This is a genomic window from Mycobacterium sp. E342, from assembly GCF_001667665.1.
Lineage (GTDB): Bacteria > Actinomycetota > Actinomycetes > Mycobacteriales > Mycobacteriaceae > Mycobacterium.
On record NZ_LZJM01000078.1, the window covers coordinates 1 to 17,175 of the forward strand.

15 protein-coding genes are annotated in these 17,175 nt (G+C 68.2%); 8 read left to right on the forward strand and 7 right to left on the reverse strand.

What is annotated here, in order from left to right; all coding sequences use genetic code 11:
• Positions 1 to 291: 291 nt before the first annotated feature.
• The 3 genes from A5692_RS04965 to A5692_RS04975 all read left to right on the forward strand — a co-directional run bounded on the left by A5692_RS04965 (position 292) and on the right by A5692_RS04975 (position 5,399).
• On the forward strand, positions 292 to 1,443 hold the full coding sequence (locus tag A5692_RS04965; RefSeq protein WP_068052796.1) for an exonuclease SbcCD subunit D: 1,152 nt from the start codon (positions 292 to 294) through the stop codon (positions 1,441 to 1,443).
• The gene (locus A5692_RS04970; RefSeq protein ID WP_068052798.1) at positions 1,440 to 4,061 is read left to right on the forward strand and encodes an ATP-binding protein; all 2,622 of its coding nucleotides are present in this window, start codon (positions 1,440 to 1,442) and stop codon (positions 4,059 to 4,061) included. Before A5692_RS04965 ends, A5692_RS04970 begins: the two co-directional genes overlap by 4 nt.
• A 96-nt stretch (positions 4,062 to 4,157) precedes the next feature.
• Entirely contained in the window at positions 4,158 to 5,399 is a 1,242-nt protein-coding gene (locus A5692_RS04975) for an alpha/beta hydrolase (protein ID WP_068052801.1), read from the forward strand.
• Here the strand turns inward: A5692_RS04975 and A5692_RS04980 are convergent.
• From A5692_RS04980 to A5692_RS04995, 4 genes are read right to left on the reverse strand one after another with little or no spacing between them, the layout of a single operon-like run.
• Positions 5,386 to 7,065: an ABC transporter family substrate-binding protein gene (locus tag A5692_RS04980; RefSeq protein WP_068052871.1), complete on the reverse strand. Its 1,680-nt coding sequence runs from the start codon at positions 7,063 to 7,065 to the stop codon at positions 5,386 to 5,388. The two genes, A5692_RS04975 and A5692_RS04980, sit on opposite strands and share 14 nt — an antisense overlap.
• Positions 7,046 to 8,884: an ABC transporter ATP-binding protein gene (locus A5692_RS04985; protein ID WP_068052804.1), complete on the reverse strand. Its 1,839-nt coding sequence runs from the start codon at positions 8,882 to 8,884 to the stop codon at positions 7,046 to 7,048. Before A5692_RS04985 ends, A5692_RS04980 begins: the two co-directional genes overlap by 20 nt.
• The gene (locus A5692_RS04990) at positions 8,881 to 9,807 is read right to left on the reverse strand and encodes an ABC transporter permease (RefSeq protein WP_068052807.1); all 927 of its coding nucleotides are present in this window, start codon (positions 9,805 to 9,807) and stop codon (positions 8,881 to 8,883) included. The genes A5692_RS04985 and A5692_RS04990 overlap by 4 nt, the downstream gene beginning before the upstream one ends.
• On the reverse strand, positions 9,804 to 10,781 hold the full coding sequence (locus A5692_RS04995; RefSeq protein WP_068052868.1) for an ABC transporter permease: 978 nt from the start codon (positions 10,779 to 10,781) through the stop codon (positions 9,804 to 9,806). The genes A5692_RS04990 and A5692_RS04995 overlap by 4 nt, the downstream gene beginning before the upstream one ends.
• A gap of 190 nt (positions 10,782 to 10,971) precedes the next feature.
• Between A5692_RS04995 and A5692_RS05000 the strand changes: the two genes are divergently transcribed.
• Positions 10,972 to 11,463: a carbonic anhydrase gene (locus tag A5692_RS05000; protein ID WP_068052874.1), complete on the forward strand. Its 492-nt coding sequence runs from the start codon at positions 10,972 to 10,974 to the stop codon at positions 11,461 to 11,463.
• Between the two features lie 3 nt (positions 11,464 to 11,466).
• Here A5692_RS05000 and A5692_RS05005 read toward each other — a convergent pair whose 3' ends face one another.
• Entirely contained in the window at positions 11,467 to 11,904 is a 438-nt protein-coding gene (locus tag A5692_RS05005; RefSeq protein ID WP_068052810.1) for a PaaI family thioesterase, read from the reverse strand.
• A 185-nt stretch (positions 11,905 to 12,089) separates the two neighbouring features.
• On the opposite strand from A5692_RS05005, the gene cysD reads away from it, so the two are divergent.
• Genes cysD through A5692_RS05020 form a run of 3 tightly spaced genes read left to right on the forward strand, consistent with a single transcriptional unit; the run spans position 12,090 to position 15,404 of the window.
• On the forward strand, positions 12,090 to 13,019 hold the full coding sequence (cysD, locus tag A5692_RS05010; RefSeq protein ID WP_068052815.1) for a sulfate adenylyltransferase subunit CysD: 930 nt from the start codon (positions 12,090 to 12,092) through the stop codon (positions 13,017 to 13,019).
• Positions 13,019 to 14,869 (forward strand): adenylyl-sulfate kinase, encoded by a 1,851-nt coding sequence (gene cysC / locus A5692_RS05015; protein ID WP_068052819.1) that lies wholly within the window; start codon positions 13,019 to 13,021, stop codon positions 14,867 to 14,869. Before cysD ends, cysC begins: the two co-directional genes overlap by 1 nt.
• Before the next feature lie 49 nt (positions 14,870 to 14,918).
• Positions 14,919 to 15,404: an RrF2 family transcriptional regulator gene (locus A5692_RS05020; protein WP_068052822.1), complete on the forward strand. Its 486-nt coding sequence runs from the start codon at positions 14,919 to 14,921 to the stop codon at positions 15,402 to 15,404.
• Between the two features lie 3 nt (positions 15,405 to 15,407).
• On the opposite strand, the gene A5692_RS05025 is transcribed toward A5692_RS05020, so the two are convergent.
• The gene (locus A5692_RS05025; RefSeq protein ID WP_068052825.1) at positions 15,408 to 15,803 is read right to left on the reverse strand and encodes a VOC family protein; all 396 of its coding nucleotides are present in this window, start codon (positions 15,801 to 15,803) and stop codon (positions 15,408 to 15,410) included.
• Between the two features lie 7 nt (positions 15,804 to 15,810).
• Entirely contained in the window at positions 15,811 to 16,224 is a 414-nt protein-coding gene (locus tag A5692_RS05030) for a VOC family protein (RefSeq protein ID WP_068052877.1), read from the reverse strand.
• A 70-nt stretch (positions 16,225 to 16,294) separates the two neighbouring features.
• Between A5692_RS05030 and A5692_RS05035 the strand changes: the two genes are divergently transcribed.
• Positions 16,295 to 17,173: an LLM class flavin-dependent oxidoreductase gene (locus A5692_RS05035; protein WP_068052827.1), complete on the forward strand. Its 879-nt coding sequence runs from the start codon at positions 16,295 to 16,297 to the stop codon at positions 17,171 to 17,173.
• Positions 17,174 to 17,175: the final 2 nt, after the last annotated feature.

Below are 17,175 nucleotides of genomic sequence, written 5' to 3' on the forward strand. Positions count from 1 at the left end.
CTGTTGCGCGACGTTCATCGCGTCAACCGGTAACGCCCGGGCGCGGGCCAAGACCGCATCAAGGTCGTCGAACACCGCGTCGACATCCGGATGACTACTTGGACTCACACCGCCAAACTAGCCACCCCCACCGACAAAAATCGGCGCGAAACCGCCACAGCTGCACACTCGAAAAAAACCCGCAAAATAGCCGCTCGGAGACCTGCCGGTCGAGGTCCCGCGTCTTGTCGGTGCGCGGACATAAGCTCGCGATGCCCTGGTAGCCACGCAATCCGAAAGGGGGCCGCCGACATGCGATTCCTGCACACCGCCGACTGGCAGCTCGGCATGACCCGGCACTTCCTGGCCGGGGACGCCCAGCCGCGCTACTCTGCGGCCCGGCGTGACGCGGTGGCCGGGCTGGGAGCGCTGGCGGCGGAGGTGGACGCCGAGTTCGTCGTGGTGTCCGGTGATGTCTTCGAACACAATCAGCTTCCCCCACAGGTTGTCGGGCAGTCCTTGGAAGCCATGCGCGCCATCGGGATTCCGGTCTACCTGCTGCCGGGCAACCACGATCCGCTCGATGCCTCCTCCGTCTACACCAGCGCGCTGTTCGCCGCCGAACGTCCAGACAACGTGATCGTCCTCGACCAGGCCGGCGTTCATCAGATAAGGCCCGGACTGGAGATCGTCGCCGCCCCATGGCGATCCAAAGCCCCCACCACCGACCTGGCCGCCGAAGTCCTCGAGGCGCTGACCCCGGAACCGGTCACCCGGATCCTCGTCGCGCACGGCGGGGTCGACGTTCTGGACCCCGATCGCGACAAGCCTTCCTTGATCCGGCTCGCCGCCCTCGACGACGCGCTGGCGGCCGGCGCGGTGCACTATGTGGCACTGGGCGACAAGCATTCGCGCACCCGCGTCGGCAACTCCGGCCGGGTCTGGTACTCCGGGGCGCCGGAGGTCACCAACTTCGACGACGTGGAATCGGACCCGGGCCACGTCCTCATCGTCGACATCGACGATGAGGACCCGGACCGCACCGTCACGGTCCAATCGCGACATGTCGGCCGCTGGCGGTTCGTCACCTTGCATCGACAGGTCGACACCCGCCGCGACATCGCCGACCTCGACATGAACCTGGATCTGATGACCGACAAGGACCGCACGGTGGTGCGGTTGGCGCTCACCGGGTCACTGACGGTCACCGACCGCGCCGCGCTCGATGCCTGCCTGGACAAGTACGCGCGGTTGTACGCCTGGCTCGGCCTGTGGGACCGCCACACCGATCTGGCGGTCATTCCGGCCGACGGCGAATTCAGCGATCTCGGTATCGGCGGATTCGCGGCCGCGGCGGTCGACGAGTTGGTGGTAACGGCGCGCGACGGCGACTCCGAGACGGCCGTCGACGCGCAGGCGGCACTGGCGCTGTTGCTGCGCCTCACCGACCGGGGCGCCGCATGAAGTTGCACCGCTTGGTCCTGACGAATTACCGCGGCATCGCCCACCGGGAGATCGAGTTCCCCGACCACGGCGTCGTGGTGGTTTGCGGGGCCAACGAAATCGGCAAGTCGTCCATGATCGAGGCGCTGGACCTGCTGCTCGAGTCCAGGGACCGTTCGACGAAGAAGGAAGTCAAGCAGGTCAAACCCACCAACAGTGATGTCGGATCCGAGGTGAGCGCCGAATTAAGCTGCGGCCCTTACCGATTCGTCTACCGCAAGCGGTTTCACAAGAAGTGTGAAACCGAGCTGACGATCCAGGCGCCGCACCGCGAACAGCTCACCGGCGACGAGGCGCACGAACGCGTCCGCGCCATGCTGGCCGAGACGGTGGACAGCGATCTGTGGCACGCCCAGCGGGTGCTGCAGTCCGCGTCGACCGCGGCGGTGGATCTGTCGGGCTGTGACGCGCTCTCGCGCGCGCTGGATGTGGCGGCCGGCGACACCGGGGCGCTGTCCGGCACCGAGCCGCTGCTCATCGAGCGAATCGACGCCGAGTACGGCCGCTACTTCACTCCCACCGGGCGCCCGACGGGTGAATGGGCCGCGGCGATCACCCGGCTGGCGGACGCCGAGGCGGCGGTCGCGGAGTGCGCGGCGGCGGTGGCCGAGGTCGACGAGCGGGTGTGCCGGCATGCCGTGTTGACAGAACAGGTCGCCGAGTGGTCGCAGCGCCGCATCGCCGCCCGCCCGCGCCTCGCCGCCGCGCGGGAGGCCGCGGAACGCATCGACGAACTCACCGGCCAGGCGCGCGAGGCCGAGTTGATCGCTGCGGCCGCGGCGGCCACGAGCTCCGCGGCGGCGGCCGCCCACCATGCACGGCTGCAACTGCTCGCCGAAATCGACGTCCGCACAGCCGGTGTCGCGGCCGCCGAGGCTCAAGCGCAACAAGCGACCGATGAGCATGCGGCCGCGCACGTCGAAGCCGAGGCCGCCGACGTCGCGGCCCGCAAGGCCACCGAGGCCCTTGCGGGCCTGCATCACCGCGCGGAATCCGCCCGCCGCGCCGTCGCTGCGCTGGCCGACCGCGAGGAGGCCGACCGGTTGAGCGCCCGGCTGGCCAAGATCGAGGCCATCCAGCGGGACCGCGACCACGTGTGCGCCGCACTCTCCAATGTCGCCGTCAACGAACAGCTGCTGCGGCGAATCGAGGACGCCGCCGCGGCGGTCGATCGCACCGGCGACCAGCTGGCGTCGACGTCCGCTGTCGTCGAGTTCACCGCCGCCGCGGACGTGGAACTCTCCGTCGGCGACCAGCGGGTCGTGTTGGCCGAGGGACAGACCTGGTCCCTCACGACCACCGGACCCACCGCAGTGCAGGTCCCCGGGGTCCTGACTGCGCGGATCACTCCAGGCGCGACGACGCTCGACGTCCAGGCGAAACACGCTGCAGCACAAGAAGAGCTGGCCGCCGCGCTAGCAGAGGGCCGGGTAGCCGACCTCGCGGCCGCCCGCGCCGCCGATCGCCATCGCCGCCAGCTACAGGGTAGCCGCGACCAGCTGAGCGCCACCCTGGCCGGGCTCTGCGGTGACGAAGAGATCGACCACCTGCGCTCCCGGCTCGCAGAGCTGCGTATCGGCCCACCGTCCGGGGCGGAACTCCCCGCTGCGGACATCGACGCCGCCCGCGCCGAACTCGAGGCGCTGGAGACCACACGTCTGGCCGCGGTGGCCGACTGCGACGACCGCCGCCAGAACGCCACCGCCGCCGCCACCCGGCTCACCGAATTGACCACCCGCGCAACCGTTCTCCAGAACACGCTGGAGACCCAGCGCGGTGAACTCGCCGCGGCCACCGACAGGCTGGCCCGAGAGCGGGCATCGGCCGGCGACGACGACCTCGCGTCGGCGGCCGACGCCGCGCTGCAGGCGACGCGGGCCGCTGAACTGCGTCACGCCGCACTCGCCGAGGGGCTGGCGGCGGCGAGGCCGGACGCGGTGCAGGCCGAATTGACGGCTGCCACACAGGAAACAGAGGAACTCCGCGAGCGCTACGAGGACGCCGCCCGCGCGTTGCGCGAGGTCACGATCGAACTCTCGGTGTTCGGCAGCGAGGGCCGCCAGGGCAAGCTCGACGCCGCGGAATCCGAACGCGAGCACGCGGCCAGCGAGCACATCCGGGTCGGCGGCCGTGCCAGGGCCGCGAGGCTGCTGCGCTCGGTCATGACCCGCCACCGCGACACCACCCGGCAGCGGTACGTCGAGCCCTATCGCGCCGAGCTGCAACGACTCGGCCGCCCGGTGTTCGGGCCCACCTTCGAGGTCGACGTCGACAGCGACCTCTGCATCCGCAGTCGCACGCTCAACGGCGTCACGGTGCCCTACGAATCACTGTCCGGCGGGGCCAAAGAACAACTCGCCATCCTGGCGCGGCTCGCGGGCGCCGCGCTGGTCGCCAAGGAGGACGCCGTTCCGGTGGTGGTCGACGACGCTCTCGGCTTCACCGATCCCGACCGGCTGGCCAAGATGGGGGAGGTCTTCGACACGGTCGGCACGCACGGGCAGGTGATCGTGCTCACCTGCAGCCCCGACCGCTATGACGGCGTCAAGGGCGCGCACCGCATCGACCTCAGCGCCTAAACCTGCGCGCCGAAGTGGTCAAACGTCGCGTGTGGACCGCTGCGGTGGTGCCCGGCGAGGGCCCCGGCAGAATGGGATCATGGCGGGCCGACACCGATGACGATGAATGCGAAGCGGCGCCGGGTGCAGGAGAAGCTCGCGGCATTGCCCGGTGTGCGGCCCGTGCGTCGGCCGATCTCCCCGGATAGCCGCGAAGAGTTCGATCTGTACTACGTGCGCACCGGCCGGAAGTCGGCACACCCGCTGGTCATCATCCCCGGCGGTCCCGGGGTGGCCTCGGTCCAGATGTATCGGAGGTTGCGGCGCCGCGCGGCCGCGGCCGGCCTGGACGTCATCATGGTCGAGCACCGCGGAGTGGGCATGTCCCGCCACGACGACTCCGGCGAGGATCTGCCCCCAGAAGCGATCACCGTGAACCAGGTCGTCGACGACATCGCCGCCGTGCTCGACGACGCCCGCGTCGACTCGGCCGTCATCTATGGCGCGTCGTACGGCACGTACATCGCGTCCGGGTTCGGCGTGCAGCATCCGAACCGGGTGCGGGCGATGATCCTCGATTCGCCGCTGCTGTCGCGGCATGACATCGTGATCGTCCGTCGCGCGATCCGCCGGCTCTTGCTCCGCGGCGACAGCCCCGAAACCGCCGCGCTGGCGCCGAAAATGCGCAAACTCGTCGACGCGGGGGTGATGACCGCGGCGGCCACCCAGGTGGTGGCGACGATCTACGGGTACGGCGGTGCCGAGCTGCTCGAGCGGCAACTCGACCTGCTGCTGGATGGCCGAAAGCTGTTGTGGTGGGCGCTGTCCCGGTTCGCCACGCTGAGCAACCTGCCGTTTCGCTACGAGGAAGACTTGGTGAGCCGCATCGCGTTCCGCGAACTCAACTACGCCGCCGAACCCGACGGCCTACCGCTCGACCCCGCCGTGGCGGAACGCGAAGCGCGCACCCAGACGGCGACTTTCGAGGACGAGCCTTACGACCTGGTGGCCGAGATGCCGTATTTCGGCTGGCCCACCGCGGTGGTTTCCGGTGGCCGCGACCTCATCACTCCGCTGGCGGTCGCCGAGCGGGTCGCCGCGCTGCTGCCCCATGCGGTGCTGTTGAAGCTGCCCAGCATGGCGCACAGCGCGTTGGACTTTCGCGAGCCCGCCGCGATCGAGATCGCGCGAGCGGTGTGGCGCGGTGAGCTCGACGGGCTCACCGCGAAAGCGCCGGCGCTGGACGCGCTTCCCGAGCGCCCGGAGCTGCGCCTGTTGTGGAAAGCGATCGCGGTGGCCGCCGTCGTGGAGGGCGCCCTGCCGATCCCGGCGGTGCTGCGCCGGATCACCCGCGCATGAATCCGATGGCGGTGTAGCGCAGGTCGCCCAGACCGGCGGCGCCGAAATTGGCCAACGTGCTGCGGACGGCGACGTCGCCCGGCGACTGCGTCAGCGGCAGGCTGAACCCTTCGGCCCAGATGAGTCTGTCGAGATCGTTGGCCAACGCCTGGGCCTTGCCGGGGTCGAGTTCCTGCAGGGTCCGCTCGATCGCCGCGTCGATCTGGGGGCTGCCGATCTTTCCGAAGTTGCTCTCCCCGCCCGACAGGTAGATCTGCGTCAGCGCCGAGAGGGGGAAAGCGTCACCGAGCCAACCGAATTGGGCGATGTCGAAAGCCCCGACGTTGATGTAGTTGGTGAAGAACCCGCTGCCGGATCTGGACACCAGTTCGAGCTTGACGCCGATCTGCGCGAGGCTGTGCTGGGCGATCTGGGCGAACTGCCGGCTCCCCTGGGCGTCATAGAACAGATCGCGAATGACCAGCGGGCGACCGTTCCTCTCCCGGAACTGGCCGTTCAGCTTCCAGCCCAGGGCGTCGAGCTCCCGCTTGGCCTGCTCCGGGTCATAGGGGAGGACCGCGCTGTTGTCCTGGTAGCCCTTCTGCCCGGCGACGTAGATGTGGTTGCCCAACGCCACCGGATCGCTCGTGAGGCCGTATTGGACGACCTTGGCGATGGTGCGACGGTCGATGCCCTTGGCCACCGCGAGGCGCAGCGCCTTGTCGGCCAGGATCGATCCCGGGGCGCCGTTGAACGTGAAGTGAGACCATGCGGGCGCGGGGGCGCGCCGGATCGAGATCCCCTTCGTGCGTTGCGCGATGGTCAGCTGGTCGACGGAACCGACGCCGGACGCGTCGATGGTGTTGTTCTGCAGGGCCGGCAGCCGCGCGGCATCATCGAGTACCAGGTAGGTGATGTTGTCCAGTCGCGGCCGGGAACCCCACCATTTCGGGTTGCGCGACAAGACGATCCGCTGTGTCGTCCGGTCCAGCGACGTGACGATGAAGGGGCCCGCCGACGGTCCGGGCCCCTCGAGCTGGCCCTTGTTGAACGCCTCCGGCGTGGCCGTCATGCTCCTGGGCAGCAGCATGCCGTTACCGGCGAACATGCCGCGCCACTCGGCGTACGGCTTGGCGAAGGTCACCACGGCTTGCCGGTCGTCGACACCCCGGGTGACCGACGCGACCCGGTCCGCGCCGCTGGGCCCGGCGATCTCGAACGTCTTGTCGGCGCCGCTCAACGCGTGGATCTGGCTGGCGATGTCTTCCCACGTGATCGGTGTGCCGTCGGACCACACCGCGCGCGGGTTGATCGTGTAGGTCACCACCTGCGGTGCGGTCCCGGTGAGTTCGACGCTGGCGAAGTAGTCGGTGTCCACCGTGGTCGAGCCGTCCGCACCGATGATGAAGGCCCGGGGCAGGGTGGCCTTCATCATCGCGGCGACTTCGGCCGAGTTGCCGTCGATGTGCAGGATGTTGAAATTGGGTGGGAAGTCGCTGAGCGCCAGCCGCAGGCTGCCGCCGTCTTGCAGCGTGGCGGGGTCCTGCGGGTTGATGTCGCTGGTGGTGCCGATCTCCGCGCTACGGCCGTTTTCGGGCGCCAGGTTGATGGCCGGCGAGCAACCGGACACCACAAGCGCCACAACGACGATCGCCGTCGCGACCCGCCTAGACACGTCTGCCCGGATCCGGTTGTGGCACGGCCCCCAGTAGCCTCCGGGTGTACTCGTGCCGCGGGTTGTCGAACACCTGGCCGCTGTCGCCCTGCTCCACGATCGTGCCGGCATACATGACCACGACCTGGTGCGCGAGGTGTCTGACCACCGAAAGGTCATGGGACACGAACAGATACGACAGGCCGAACCGCTCTTGCAGATCGAGCAGCAGGTTGATGATGCCGGCCTGAATGGAGACGTCCAGGGCGGAGACCGGCTCGTCGAGCGCCAGGATCTTGGGCTGCAACGCCAGCGCCCGCGCGATGCCGATGCGCTGCTTCTGCCCGCCGGAGAACTCGGCGGGATATCGGGCGGCGTCCGCTCGGCGCAATCCCACGATGTCGAGCAGTTCGGCGACGCGCGCGTTGGTCTCGCTCTTACCGAAGCCGTTGGCCAGCAACGGCTCGGCGAGAAGGTCGGACACCGGCAGCCGGGGGTCCAGTGACGCCACCGGGTCTTGGAACACCACCTGGATGTCGCGCCGCAACGATCGCCGTTGCGACGCGGTCAGGGTTGCCACGTCGGTGCCGAGCACTTCGATCGAACCAGACTGCGGCGCAACCAATTCCAGGATCTCGTGCAGCGTGGTCGATTTGCCCGAGCCGGACTCGCCGACGATGCCGAGGGTGCGCCCCTGCCGCAACTCGAAACTGACGCCGTCGACCGCGCGGACCTCGCCGACGCTGCGGCGCAACACCACACCTTTGGTCAGGGAAAAGGTCTTGACCAGGTCGCGCACCCGCACGACGACCGACGAGTCGCCGGACGCGGGGGCATGCGCCTCGGTGTTGACACCGTAGATCTCCGCGGCGGTGCGTCCATTGACCTGGTCGGTGCGGATGCAGGCCGCCCGGTGGTCGGCACCGACGGGGAGCAACTCCGGTTCGTCCGCGCGGCATTCCTCGATGACGAGGGGGCAGCGCGGCGCGAAGGGGCAGCCCGGTCCCAGTCCGACCAACGACGGTGGCGCGCCCGGGATGGGCACCAGCCGGGTGCCCTGCGTGGCGTTGAGCCGCGGGACCGAGCCCAACAGGCCTACGGTGTAGGGCATTTGGCGATCGCGATACAGGGCGTGCACTCCGGCGGATTCGACAACCCGGCCCGCGTACATGACCAGCGCCCGGTCGGCGAACTCGGCGACCACGCCCAGGTCGTGGGTGATGATCAGCACGCCGGCGCCGGTGACGTCGCGCGCCGTCTTGAGCACCTCGAGGATCTGTGCCTGCACGGTGACGTCCAGCGCGGTGGTGGGTTCGTCGCAGATCAGCAGGTCGGGATCGTTGGCGATCGCGATCGCGATGACCACCCGCTGCCGCTCGCCGCCGGACAGCTCGTGCGGAAACGCGCGGGCACGCCGTTCGGGCTGAGCGATACCGACCAACTCGAGGAGTTCCACCGCGCGGCGGCGGGCGGCCTTCTTGCCGACGTGCGGCTGGTGAATTTCGATCGCCTCGGCGATCTGGTCCCCGACGGTGTAGACGGGAGTCAGCGCCGACATCGGATCCTGGAACACCATGCCGACCGCCTTGCCGCGGAACCGCGACATCGCGTCGTCGCCCAGGCCCAGCAACTCGGTGTCGTGCAACCGCACCGAGCCGCGCACCCGCGCGTACTCCGGTAGCAGGCCGACCACCGCCATCGCCGAAACCGACTTGCCCGAACCGGATTCGCCGACCATCGCCACGACCTCGCCCGGGGCGATGCTGTAGCTGATGCCGCGCACCGCGGTCACCGGTTCACCGTCCGTCGGGAAACTGACGGCCAGATCGGCCACCTCGAGCAGCGCGGTCAACGGGTGCCGCCCCGCAACATGCCGCTGCCGGGGTCCAGCGCGTCGCGCAGGCCGTCGCCGGTCACGTTGGCGCACACCAGGATCAGCACCAGCACCCCCGCGGGAAACAGGAACACCCACGGGAAGGTGGTCGCGGACTGGGTGCCGTTGGCGATCAGCGTGCCCAGCGACACGTCCGGCGGCTGAATCCCGAAACCGAGAAAGCTCAGCCCGGTCTCGGCCAGGATGGCCGAGGCGACGTTGAGGGCGGCGTCGATGATCAGGATCGAGGCCACGTTGGGCACCACGTGGCGCAGGATGATCCGCCGACTCGACACGCCCATGTACCTTGCGGCCCTGATGAATTCGCGTTCACGCAGACTCATGGTCATGCCGCGCACCATGCGCGAGCTGATCATCCAGCCGAAGCCGGCGAGCAGCAAGACAAGCATTCCGATGTTGGCGGAGCTCTTGGTTCGCGGAGTGACGATCGCGATGAGGATGAAGCTGGGCACCACCAACAGCAGGTCGACCAGCCACATCAGCGCCCGGTCCCGCCAGCCACCGAAATAGCCCGCGATCGAGCCGACCGTGGCGGCAATGCCGGTCGAGATGACCGCGACGCACACACCGATCAGCATCGACTTCTGCATGCCCCGCAGGATTTGTGCCAGCAGGTCCTGCCCCAGCGCGTTGGTGCCCAGCCAGTGCCGGGCGTTCGGCGGTTGTAACAGCGCGTCGAAGTCGAGGTCGTCATAGGAATACGGCAGCACGCCCGGCAGTGCGTAACAGCCGACGAACAGCAGCACCAGCAGGGTGAGCGCCGCGACAGCCAACCGGTTGCGCACGAACCTGCGCAGCACCAGGGTGCGGCGCGAGGTGAACTCCGATGGTTTCGGGGACGAGATCCCCTGAGCACCTTCCACTTTGGGCTCGGCCGTCATGACACCCGCACCCTGGGATCGAGGGCTGCGTAGAAGACGTCGGAGAGCAGACCCGCCAACAGCACGACCGTGCCGGAAAACAGCGTAATGGCGGCGATGATGTAGGTGTCCTGCGTCGCGATGCCCTGCACCAGCCATTCGCCCATGCCGTGCCAGCCGAAGATCTTCTCCACGAACACCGCGCCGGTCACCAGTCCGGCGACCCCGTAGGCGAACAGGGTGGCCAACGGTATCAGCGCCGTGCGCAGTCCGTGCTTCACCAGTGCGCGCCGGCGGGTGAGCCCCTTGGCGCGCGCCGTGCGAATGAAATCCTGGCCCAGGACGTCGAGCATCGCGTTGCGCTGATAACGGCTGTACCCGGCGGCGGCCGCCAAGGTCAGGGTGAGCGTGGGCAGGATGAGGTGCCGCAACCGGTCCACCACCTGGTGCCAGGCCCCGCCGTCGACGCCCGGCGAGGTTTCCCCGGTGTAGTCGAAAAGGTGCACGCCCAAAGCCCAGTTCACCCGCAATGCGCCGAGGATCAAGAGGCTGGCGATGACGAACGTCGGAGTGCTCAGCACCAGCAGCGCCGCCATCGTGACGAGGCGGTCACTGATTCGGTATTGGCGGATGGCCCCCCAGGCCCCGGCCACGATGCCCAGGACGGTGCCCGCCAGTGACCCCACGACCAGGAGCCGCAGGGTGACTCCGACGCGCCGCCAGAGTGTGGCGCCGACGGGCTGCCCGGTGATGGTCTTGCCGAAGTCGCCGCGCACGGCGTGCGAGGCCCACTGCGCATAGCGGATCGGTATCGGCTTGTCGAGGTTGAGCGCGTGCGCCTTGGCGTCGATGACAGACTGCGGCGGCCGTGGACTGCGCTGCAAGAGGCTGTCCAGTGGGCGGAAGGCCACCGATGTCAGGCAAAACGTGAGAAACGATGCCAGCGCCAGCAGCACGACGTAGTTGAGCAACCGGCGCGCCAAGAAGCGAATCATCTCCGATCGCACCGCCCGACCCGCATTGGGACAGGTTAACGATTCCGGCCCGCACCGGCCCGGTTCGGCCGTCGATCCTTGTGATCCCGCTGATTTTCATGCGTCAATTGATGATGGCCCGTTGTTAACATCACCGCGGCACCGATGTGGGCAGCAAATTCGCGTGCTGCGACATTCCGAGGAGGCTTGCGTGACGGTTACCGACGACTTCCTGGCCAACAACGCGCACTATGCGAGCAGCTTCCACGGCCCGCTGCCGATGTCGCCGGCCAAGCACGTCGCGGTAGTCGCCTGCATGGACGCCCGGCTCGACGTGTACCGCGCCCTCGGCCTCAACGAGGGGGAGGCACACGTTATCCGCAACGCCGGCGGGGTGGTCACCGACGACGTGATCCGGTCGCTGGCCATCAGCCAGCGGTTACTGGGGACCCGGGAGATCGTCCTGATCCACCACACCGACTGCGGGATGCTGACCTTCACCGACGACGACTTCAAGCGCGCCATTCAAGAGGAGACCGGTGTCAAGCCGGCGTGGGCGCCCGAAGCCTTCCCCGACGTTGCCGAGGACGTCCGGCAGTCGTTGCGGCGCATCGGCAACAGCCCGTTCGTGACCAAGCACGAGTCCGTGCGCGGATTCGTCTTCGACGTCGCCACGGGAAAGCTCGAGGAAGTCAAGGTCTAGCGCTCAGCCCACCTTGTAGGTGGCGAGGGCCTTCGCCACGAGCTTGCCCCGCGCGTCCACGATCTCGGCCTCGCAGTTGACCAGCGACCGGCCGCGCCGCAACACCCGGCCCACGCCGATCACGTCGGTGGCCCGGGCCGGCGCCATGAAATCCAAGGCCATCGAGACGGTCACCCCACGCAGTTCCGGGGGTGCCTGCGCGCCGCACCGTGCCGCCGCCATGACGGTGACATCGGCGAGGGTGGCGATCGCGCCCCCGTGGACCATGTCACCGATCGTCACGTTCGAGGCGTCCCACGGCAGCCGCAACCTCACCTCGCGGTCGTCGAGCCGGTCGGCGACGATGCCCAGCTTGGCGACGAACGGTGATTGGGGGAGGAACTGCGCGATGACGTCACGGCCACTCGATGATGGGCGGTCGGGTGCAGCGTCGGAGGTCATCCGTTGATGCTTTCGTACCAGGCATCGGCCGGAAAAGGGTCGCCGCCGGTCTTGACCCGATCCGTCGGATGACCGTCGTCCGCGCCATGAGCGGCCCCCACTTGACAACCGTCGCCCCGAGCTGATGCCATGGATGGCAAAGCTGCTAAACTTGACCGACTCTACCAGGTTTACCCGAGGAAGCTATGACCAGCGATCTGAAGGCGGCCCCCGCCGCCGGCCAGTACGAGTTGAGCCATCTGCGCTCGCTGGAGGCCGAAGCGATCCACATCATCCGGGAGGTGGCCGCCGAGTTCGAGCGGCCGGTGCTGTTGTTCTCTGGCGGCAAGGACTCCATCGTCATGCTGCACCTGGCACTGCGGGCGTTTAAGCCCGGGAGGTTGCCGTTCCCGGTGATGCACGTCGACACCGGCCACAACTTCGACGAGGTGATCGCCACCCGCGACGAGCTGGTCGCCGAGCACGGGGTGCGCCTGGTGGTCGCGTCGGTCCAGGAGGACATCGACGCCGGCCGCGTCGTCGAGCCGAAGCAGGGACGCAACCCGATCCAGACCGTGACGCTGCTGCGCGCCATCCGGGAAAACAAGTTCGACGCGGCGTTCGGCGGAGCGCGCCGCGACGAGGAGAAGGCGCGCGCCAAGGAGCGGGTGTTCAGCTTCCGCGACGAGTTCGGCCAGTGGGACCCGAAGGCGCAACGGCCCGAGCTGTGGAACATCTACAACGGCCGGCATCACAAGGGCGAGCACATCCGGGCCTTCCCGCTGTCCAACTGGACCGAGTTCGACATCTGGTCCTACATCGGTGCCGAGAACATCGCGCTGCCGTCGATCTATTACGCCCACCGGCGCAAGGTGTTTCGCCGCGACGGCATGCTGCTGGCCGTCGACCGGCACATGCAACCCCGCGACGACGAGCCGGTGTTCGAAGCGACGGTCCGTTTCCGCACGGTCGGCGACGTCACCTGCACCGGATGCGTGGAATCGGAGGCCTCGACGGTGGAGGAGGTCATCGCCGAGACCGCGGTGTCCCGGTTGACCGAACGGGGTGCCACCAGGGCCGACGACCGAATCTCGGAAGCCGGCATGGAAGATCGCAAACGGCAGGGGTACTTCTGATGGCCACACCCACCACGCTGCTTCGCCTGGCCACCGCGGGTTCCGTCGACGACGGCAAGTCCACGCTGATCGGGCGCCTGCTCTACGACTCCAAGGCCGTCATGGAGGACCAGTGGGCCGCGGTGGAGCAGACGTCCAAGGAGCGCGGCCACGACTACACCGACCTGGCGCTGGTGACGGACGGCTTGCGCGCCGAACGCGAGCAGGGCATCACGATCGACGTCGCCTACCGCTACTTCGCCACTCCCAAGCGGAAATTCATCATCGCCGACACCCCGGGCCACATCCAGTACACCCGCAACATGGTGACCGGCGCGTCGACCGCGCAATTGGTGATCGTGCTCGTCGACGCCCGGCACGGCCTGCTGGAGCAGTCTCGCCGGCACGCCTTCCTGGCCTCGTTGCTGGGCATCCAGCACATCGTGCTCGCCGTGAACAAGATGGACCTGATCGGCTGGGACAGAGACAAATTCGAGGCGATCCGGGACGAATTCCACGCGTTCGCCGCGCGCCTGGACGTGCACGACGTGGCCACCATCCCGCTTTCGGCGTTGCACGGCGACAACGTGGTGTCCAAGTCGGACCAGACGCCCTGGTACGAGGGTCCGGCGTTGCTGTCGCACCTGGAGGAGGTCTACATCGCCGGCGACCGCAACCTGGTCGACGTGCGATTCCCGGTCCAGTACGTCATCCGGCCGCACACCCGCGAACACCAAGACCACCGCAGCTATGCCGGCACCGTGGCCAGCGGGGTCATGCGTGCCGGTGACGAGGTCGTCGTCCTGCCGATCGGCAAGACCACCCGTATCACCGCGATCGACGGGCCGAACGGTCCTGTCGAAGAAGCGTTTCCGCCGATGGCCGTGTCGATCAGCCTTGCCGACGAGATCGATATCTCGCGCGGTGATCTCATCGCCCGCAGCAACAACCAGCCCCGGATCGCCCAGGAATTCGACGCGACCGTGTGCTGGATGGCCGACGAGGCGACGCTGGAGCCCGGCCGCGAATACGTCATCAAGCACACCACCCGCACCACCCGCGCGAGGGTGACCGGGCTGGACTACCGCCTGGACGTGAACACCCTGCACCGCGACAAGACTGCAAACGCGTTGCAGCTCAACGAACTTGGTCGCATCTCGCTGCGCACCCAGGTGCCCCTGTTGCTCGACGAGTACACCCGCAACGCCAGCACGGGCTCATTCATCCTGATCGACCCGCACACCAACGGCACCGTCGCCGCGGGCATGGTGCTGCGTGACGTCTCGGTGCAGACGGCGAGCCCGAACACCGTGCGGCACAAGTCATCGGCCGTCGCCGAAGCCCGGCCGCGGGGCAGGACCGTATGGTTCACCGGTCTGTCGGGATCCGGCAAGTCCTCGGTAGCGATGCTGGTCGAGCAGAAGCTGCTCGAAAAGGGCATCCCCGCTTACGTTCTCGACGGCGACAACCTGCGGCACGGCTTGAATGCCGACCTGGGCTTCAGCATGGCCGACCGCGCCGAGAACCTGCGCCGGCTGGCGCATGTGGCGGCTCTGCTCGCCGACTGCGGCAACGTCGTGCTGGTGCCCGCCATCAGCCCGCTGACCGAACAGCGCGAGATGGCCCGTAATGTGCACGCGGCCGCGGGGTTCGACTTCGTCGAGGTGTTCTGTGACACCCCCATCGAAGAATGCGAGCAACGTGATCCGAAGGGGCTCTACGCCAGGGCCCGCGCGGGCGAGATCGCACACTTCACCGGCATCGACAGCCCGTATCAACCGCCGGCCAACCCCGACCTGCGGCTGACGCCGGACCGCACCGTCGAGGAGCAGGCACTAAGCATCGTCGATCTGCTCGAATCGCGCGGATAGTGCGCCCGGCTACGCCGAATTTCGCACCTCGGGTGGCACAATCCTGAGAGTGCGCATGTCGGCGAAGGCGGAGTACGCGGTGCGGGCCATGGTCCAGCTCGCCACGGTCCCCCACGGGACGTTGGTGAAAACCGACGACTTGGCCCAGGCGCAGGGCATACCGCCGCAGTTTCTCGTCGACATCCTGACCAACCTGCGCACCGACCGCCTGGTGAGAAGCCATCGGGGCCGCGAGGGCGGTTACGAACTGGCCCGCCCCGGCAACGAGATCAGCATCGCCGACGTGTTGCGCTGCATCGACGGGCCACTGGCCAGCGTGCGTGACATCGGTCTGGGCGACCTGCCCTACTCGGGCCCCACCGCGGCGCTCACCGACGTCTGGCGGGCGTTGCGCGCCAGCATGCGCTCGGTGCTGGAGGAAACCACGCTGGCCGACGTCGCCGCCAACGCCCTGCCCAGACACGTCGCGCAGTTCGCCGAGGACTACCGGACGCAGGAGAGCGTGCGGCACGGTACACCGCGCGCGGGCGAATAACCGCTACCGCTGGCCTCCCGCCCCGTAGGGGTGGGTGAGAATCTCCATGGCATGCCCCGAGGGGTCCAGGAAGTACACGCCGCGCCCACCGTCCCTATGGTTGATCTCGCCGGGCCGTCTGGCGCCGGGGTCGGCCCAGTGCTCCAGGCCTCGTGACTGGATCTTTCCGTAGATCGTGTCGAATTCCTCTTCGGACACCAGGAAGGCGTAATGCTGCCGCGGGATCTCCCCGCCGTCGGAGGCGTCCGCGTAGTCCAGGCTGGCGTCGTGCTCGAGTTGGACAACCATGAAGTGGCCGAACGGCTTTGGGTCCGGCAGGCCGAACAATTCGGCGAGGAATTCCGCGGACTTGCGCTTGTCGCGGGAGGCGACGATCGTGTGGTTGAAACTGATGGCCATGCTCCTCCTATTTGGGTGCTGTGAGCTCCAGGGCGATGTTGTCGGGGTCGCGGAACTGCAGGATGTAGGACGGCCCGATGTCCTTGACCGGCTCGTGAGAGACGCCCAGATCATCGAGATGGGCTGCGGCGGAATCCAATTCGTCCTTGCTGGCGACCCGGAACGCGATGTGGTCGAGCCCGGTGCGGTCTTCGTCGAAGCGGTCGGCAGCGACGGGCCGCAGTCCGAGCAGCGTGCCACCGAGGTCGTAGATGACGCCACCGAACAGGAAGCTCAACTGGTTGCGGGTGGCCTCGTCGGCGTTGTCGGGCACCTCGAGGAGCACCGGCCAGGCGAACACGCTCTCGTAAAACTGTCGGGACCGCTCGATATCGGTGACGGTGAGGCGGACGTGCGCGATGGAAGTGCTGGTGAAACCCATCTGCTCCATGCTGCCACTTGCGCACCCGGATGTTGACTGCCATGCCAGAATCGCCGTCGTGCGGATTGCGATGACGCTGCCGGTGATGGAACCGGACTTGGATGCGGAAATTTTGGAGAGTTGGGCGCGCGCGATCGACGAGGGCCCGTTCTCATCGCTGTGCTGGGGCGAGCGGATCGCATTCGACAACCCGGACAACCTCACCCTGCTCGGAGCGCTGGCCGCCTGGACCAGCCGGGTGCGGCTGCTGACGACCGTGATCGTCCCGCAGCTGCACGATCCCGTCATGCTGGCCAAGGCGCTGGCGACCGGGGACATGCTCTGTGGTGGGCGGCTGAGCGTGGGGATCGGCGTGGGCGGCAGGCACGAGGACTACCACGCCGTCGGCGCCGACCCGGCGACGCAGACCATGCGCGACATGGCCGAACGCGTGGCCGTGATGAAGCGGGTGTGGGCCGGGGAGAAGCTCACCGACTCGGTCCTGCCGGTCGGGCCCGCGCCGGTGCAGCCCGGCGGTCCGCCGCTGTTGGTGGGCAGCATCGGCCCGAAGACCATCCGCAGCGCCGCTTCCTGGGCCGCGGGGCTGGCCGGGACCACCCTGGACCTGGATCCCGCCAAGCAGAACGAGCTGTTCGACGTCGCGCGCGACGCGTGGGCGCGGGCGGGCAAGGGCAAACCACACCTGGTGACGTCGTTCTGGTTCGCGTTCGGCTCGCCCGAGCAGGCCCGCGCCCAGGTGCATCGTCATCTGCGGCGCTACATGAACTGGATACCGGGGGAATACGTCGACGCGATGGCGCCGACGACCGGCTGGGCCGGCACCGAGGACGAGCTGCTGGCGGTGCTGCGCAAGTTCGAGGCCATCGGGGCCGACGAGGTGCAGCTCATCCCGACCAGCTCGGACGTCGACCAGCTCAGCCGCGCGGCGGACGTGGCGGCCAAGATCTAGGG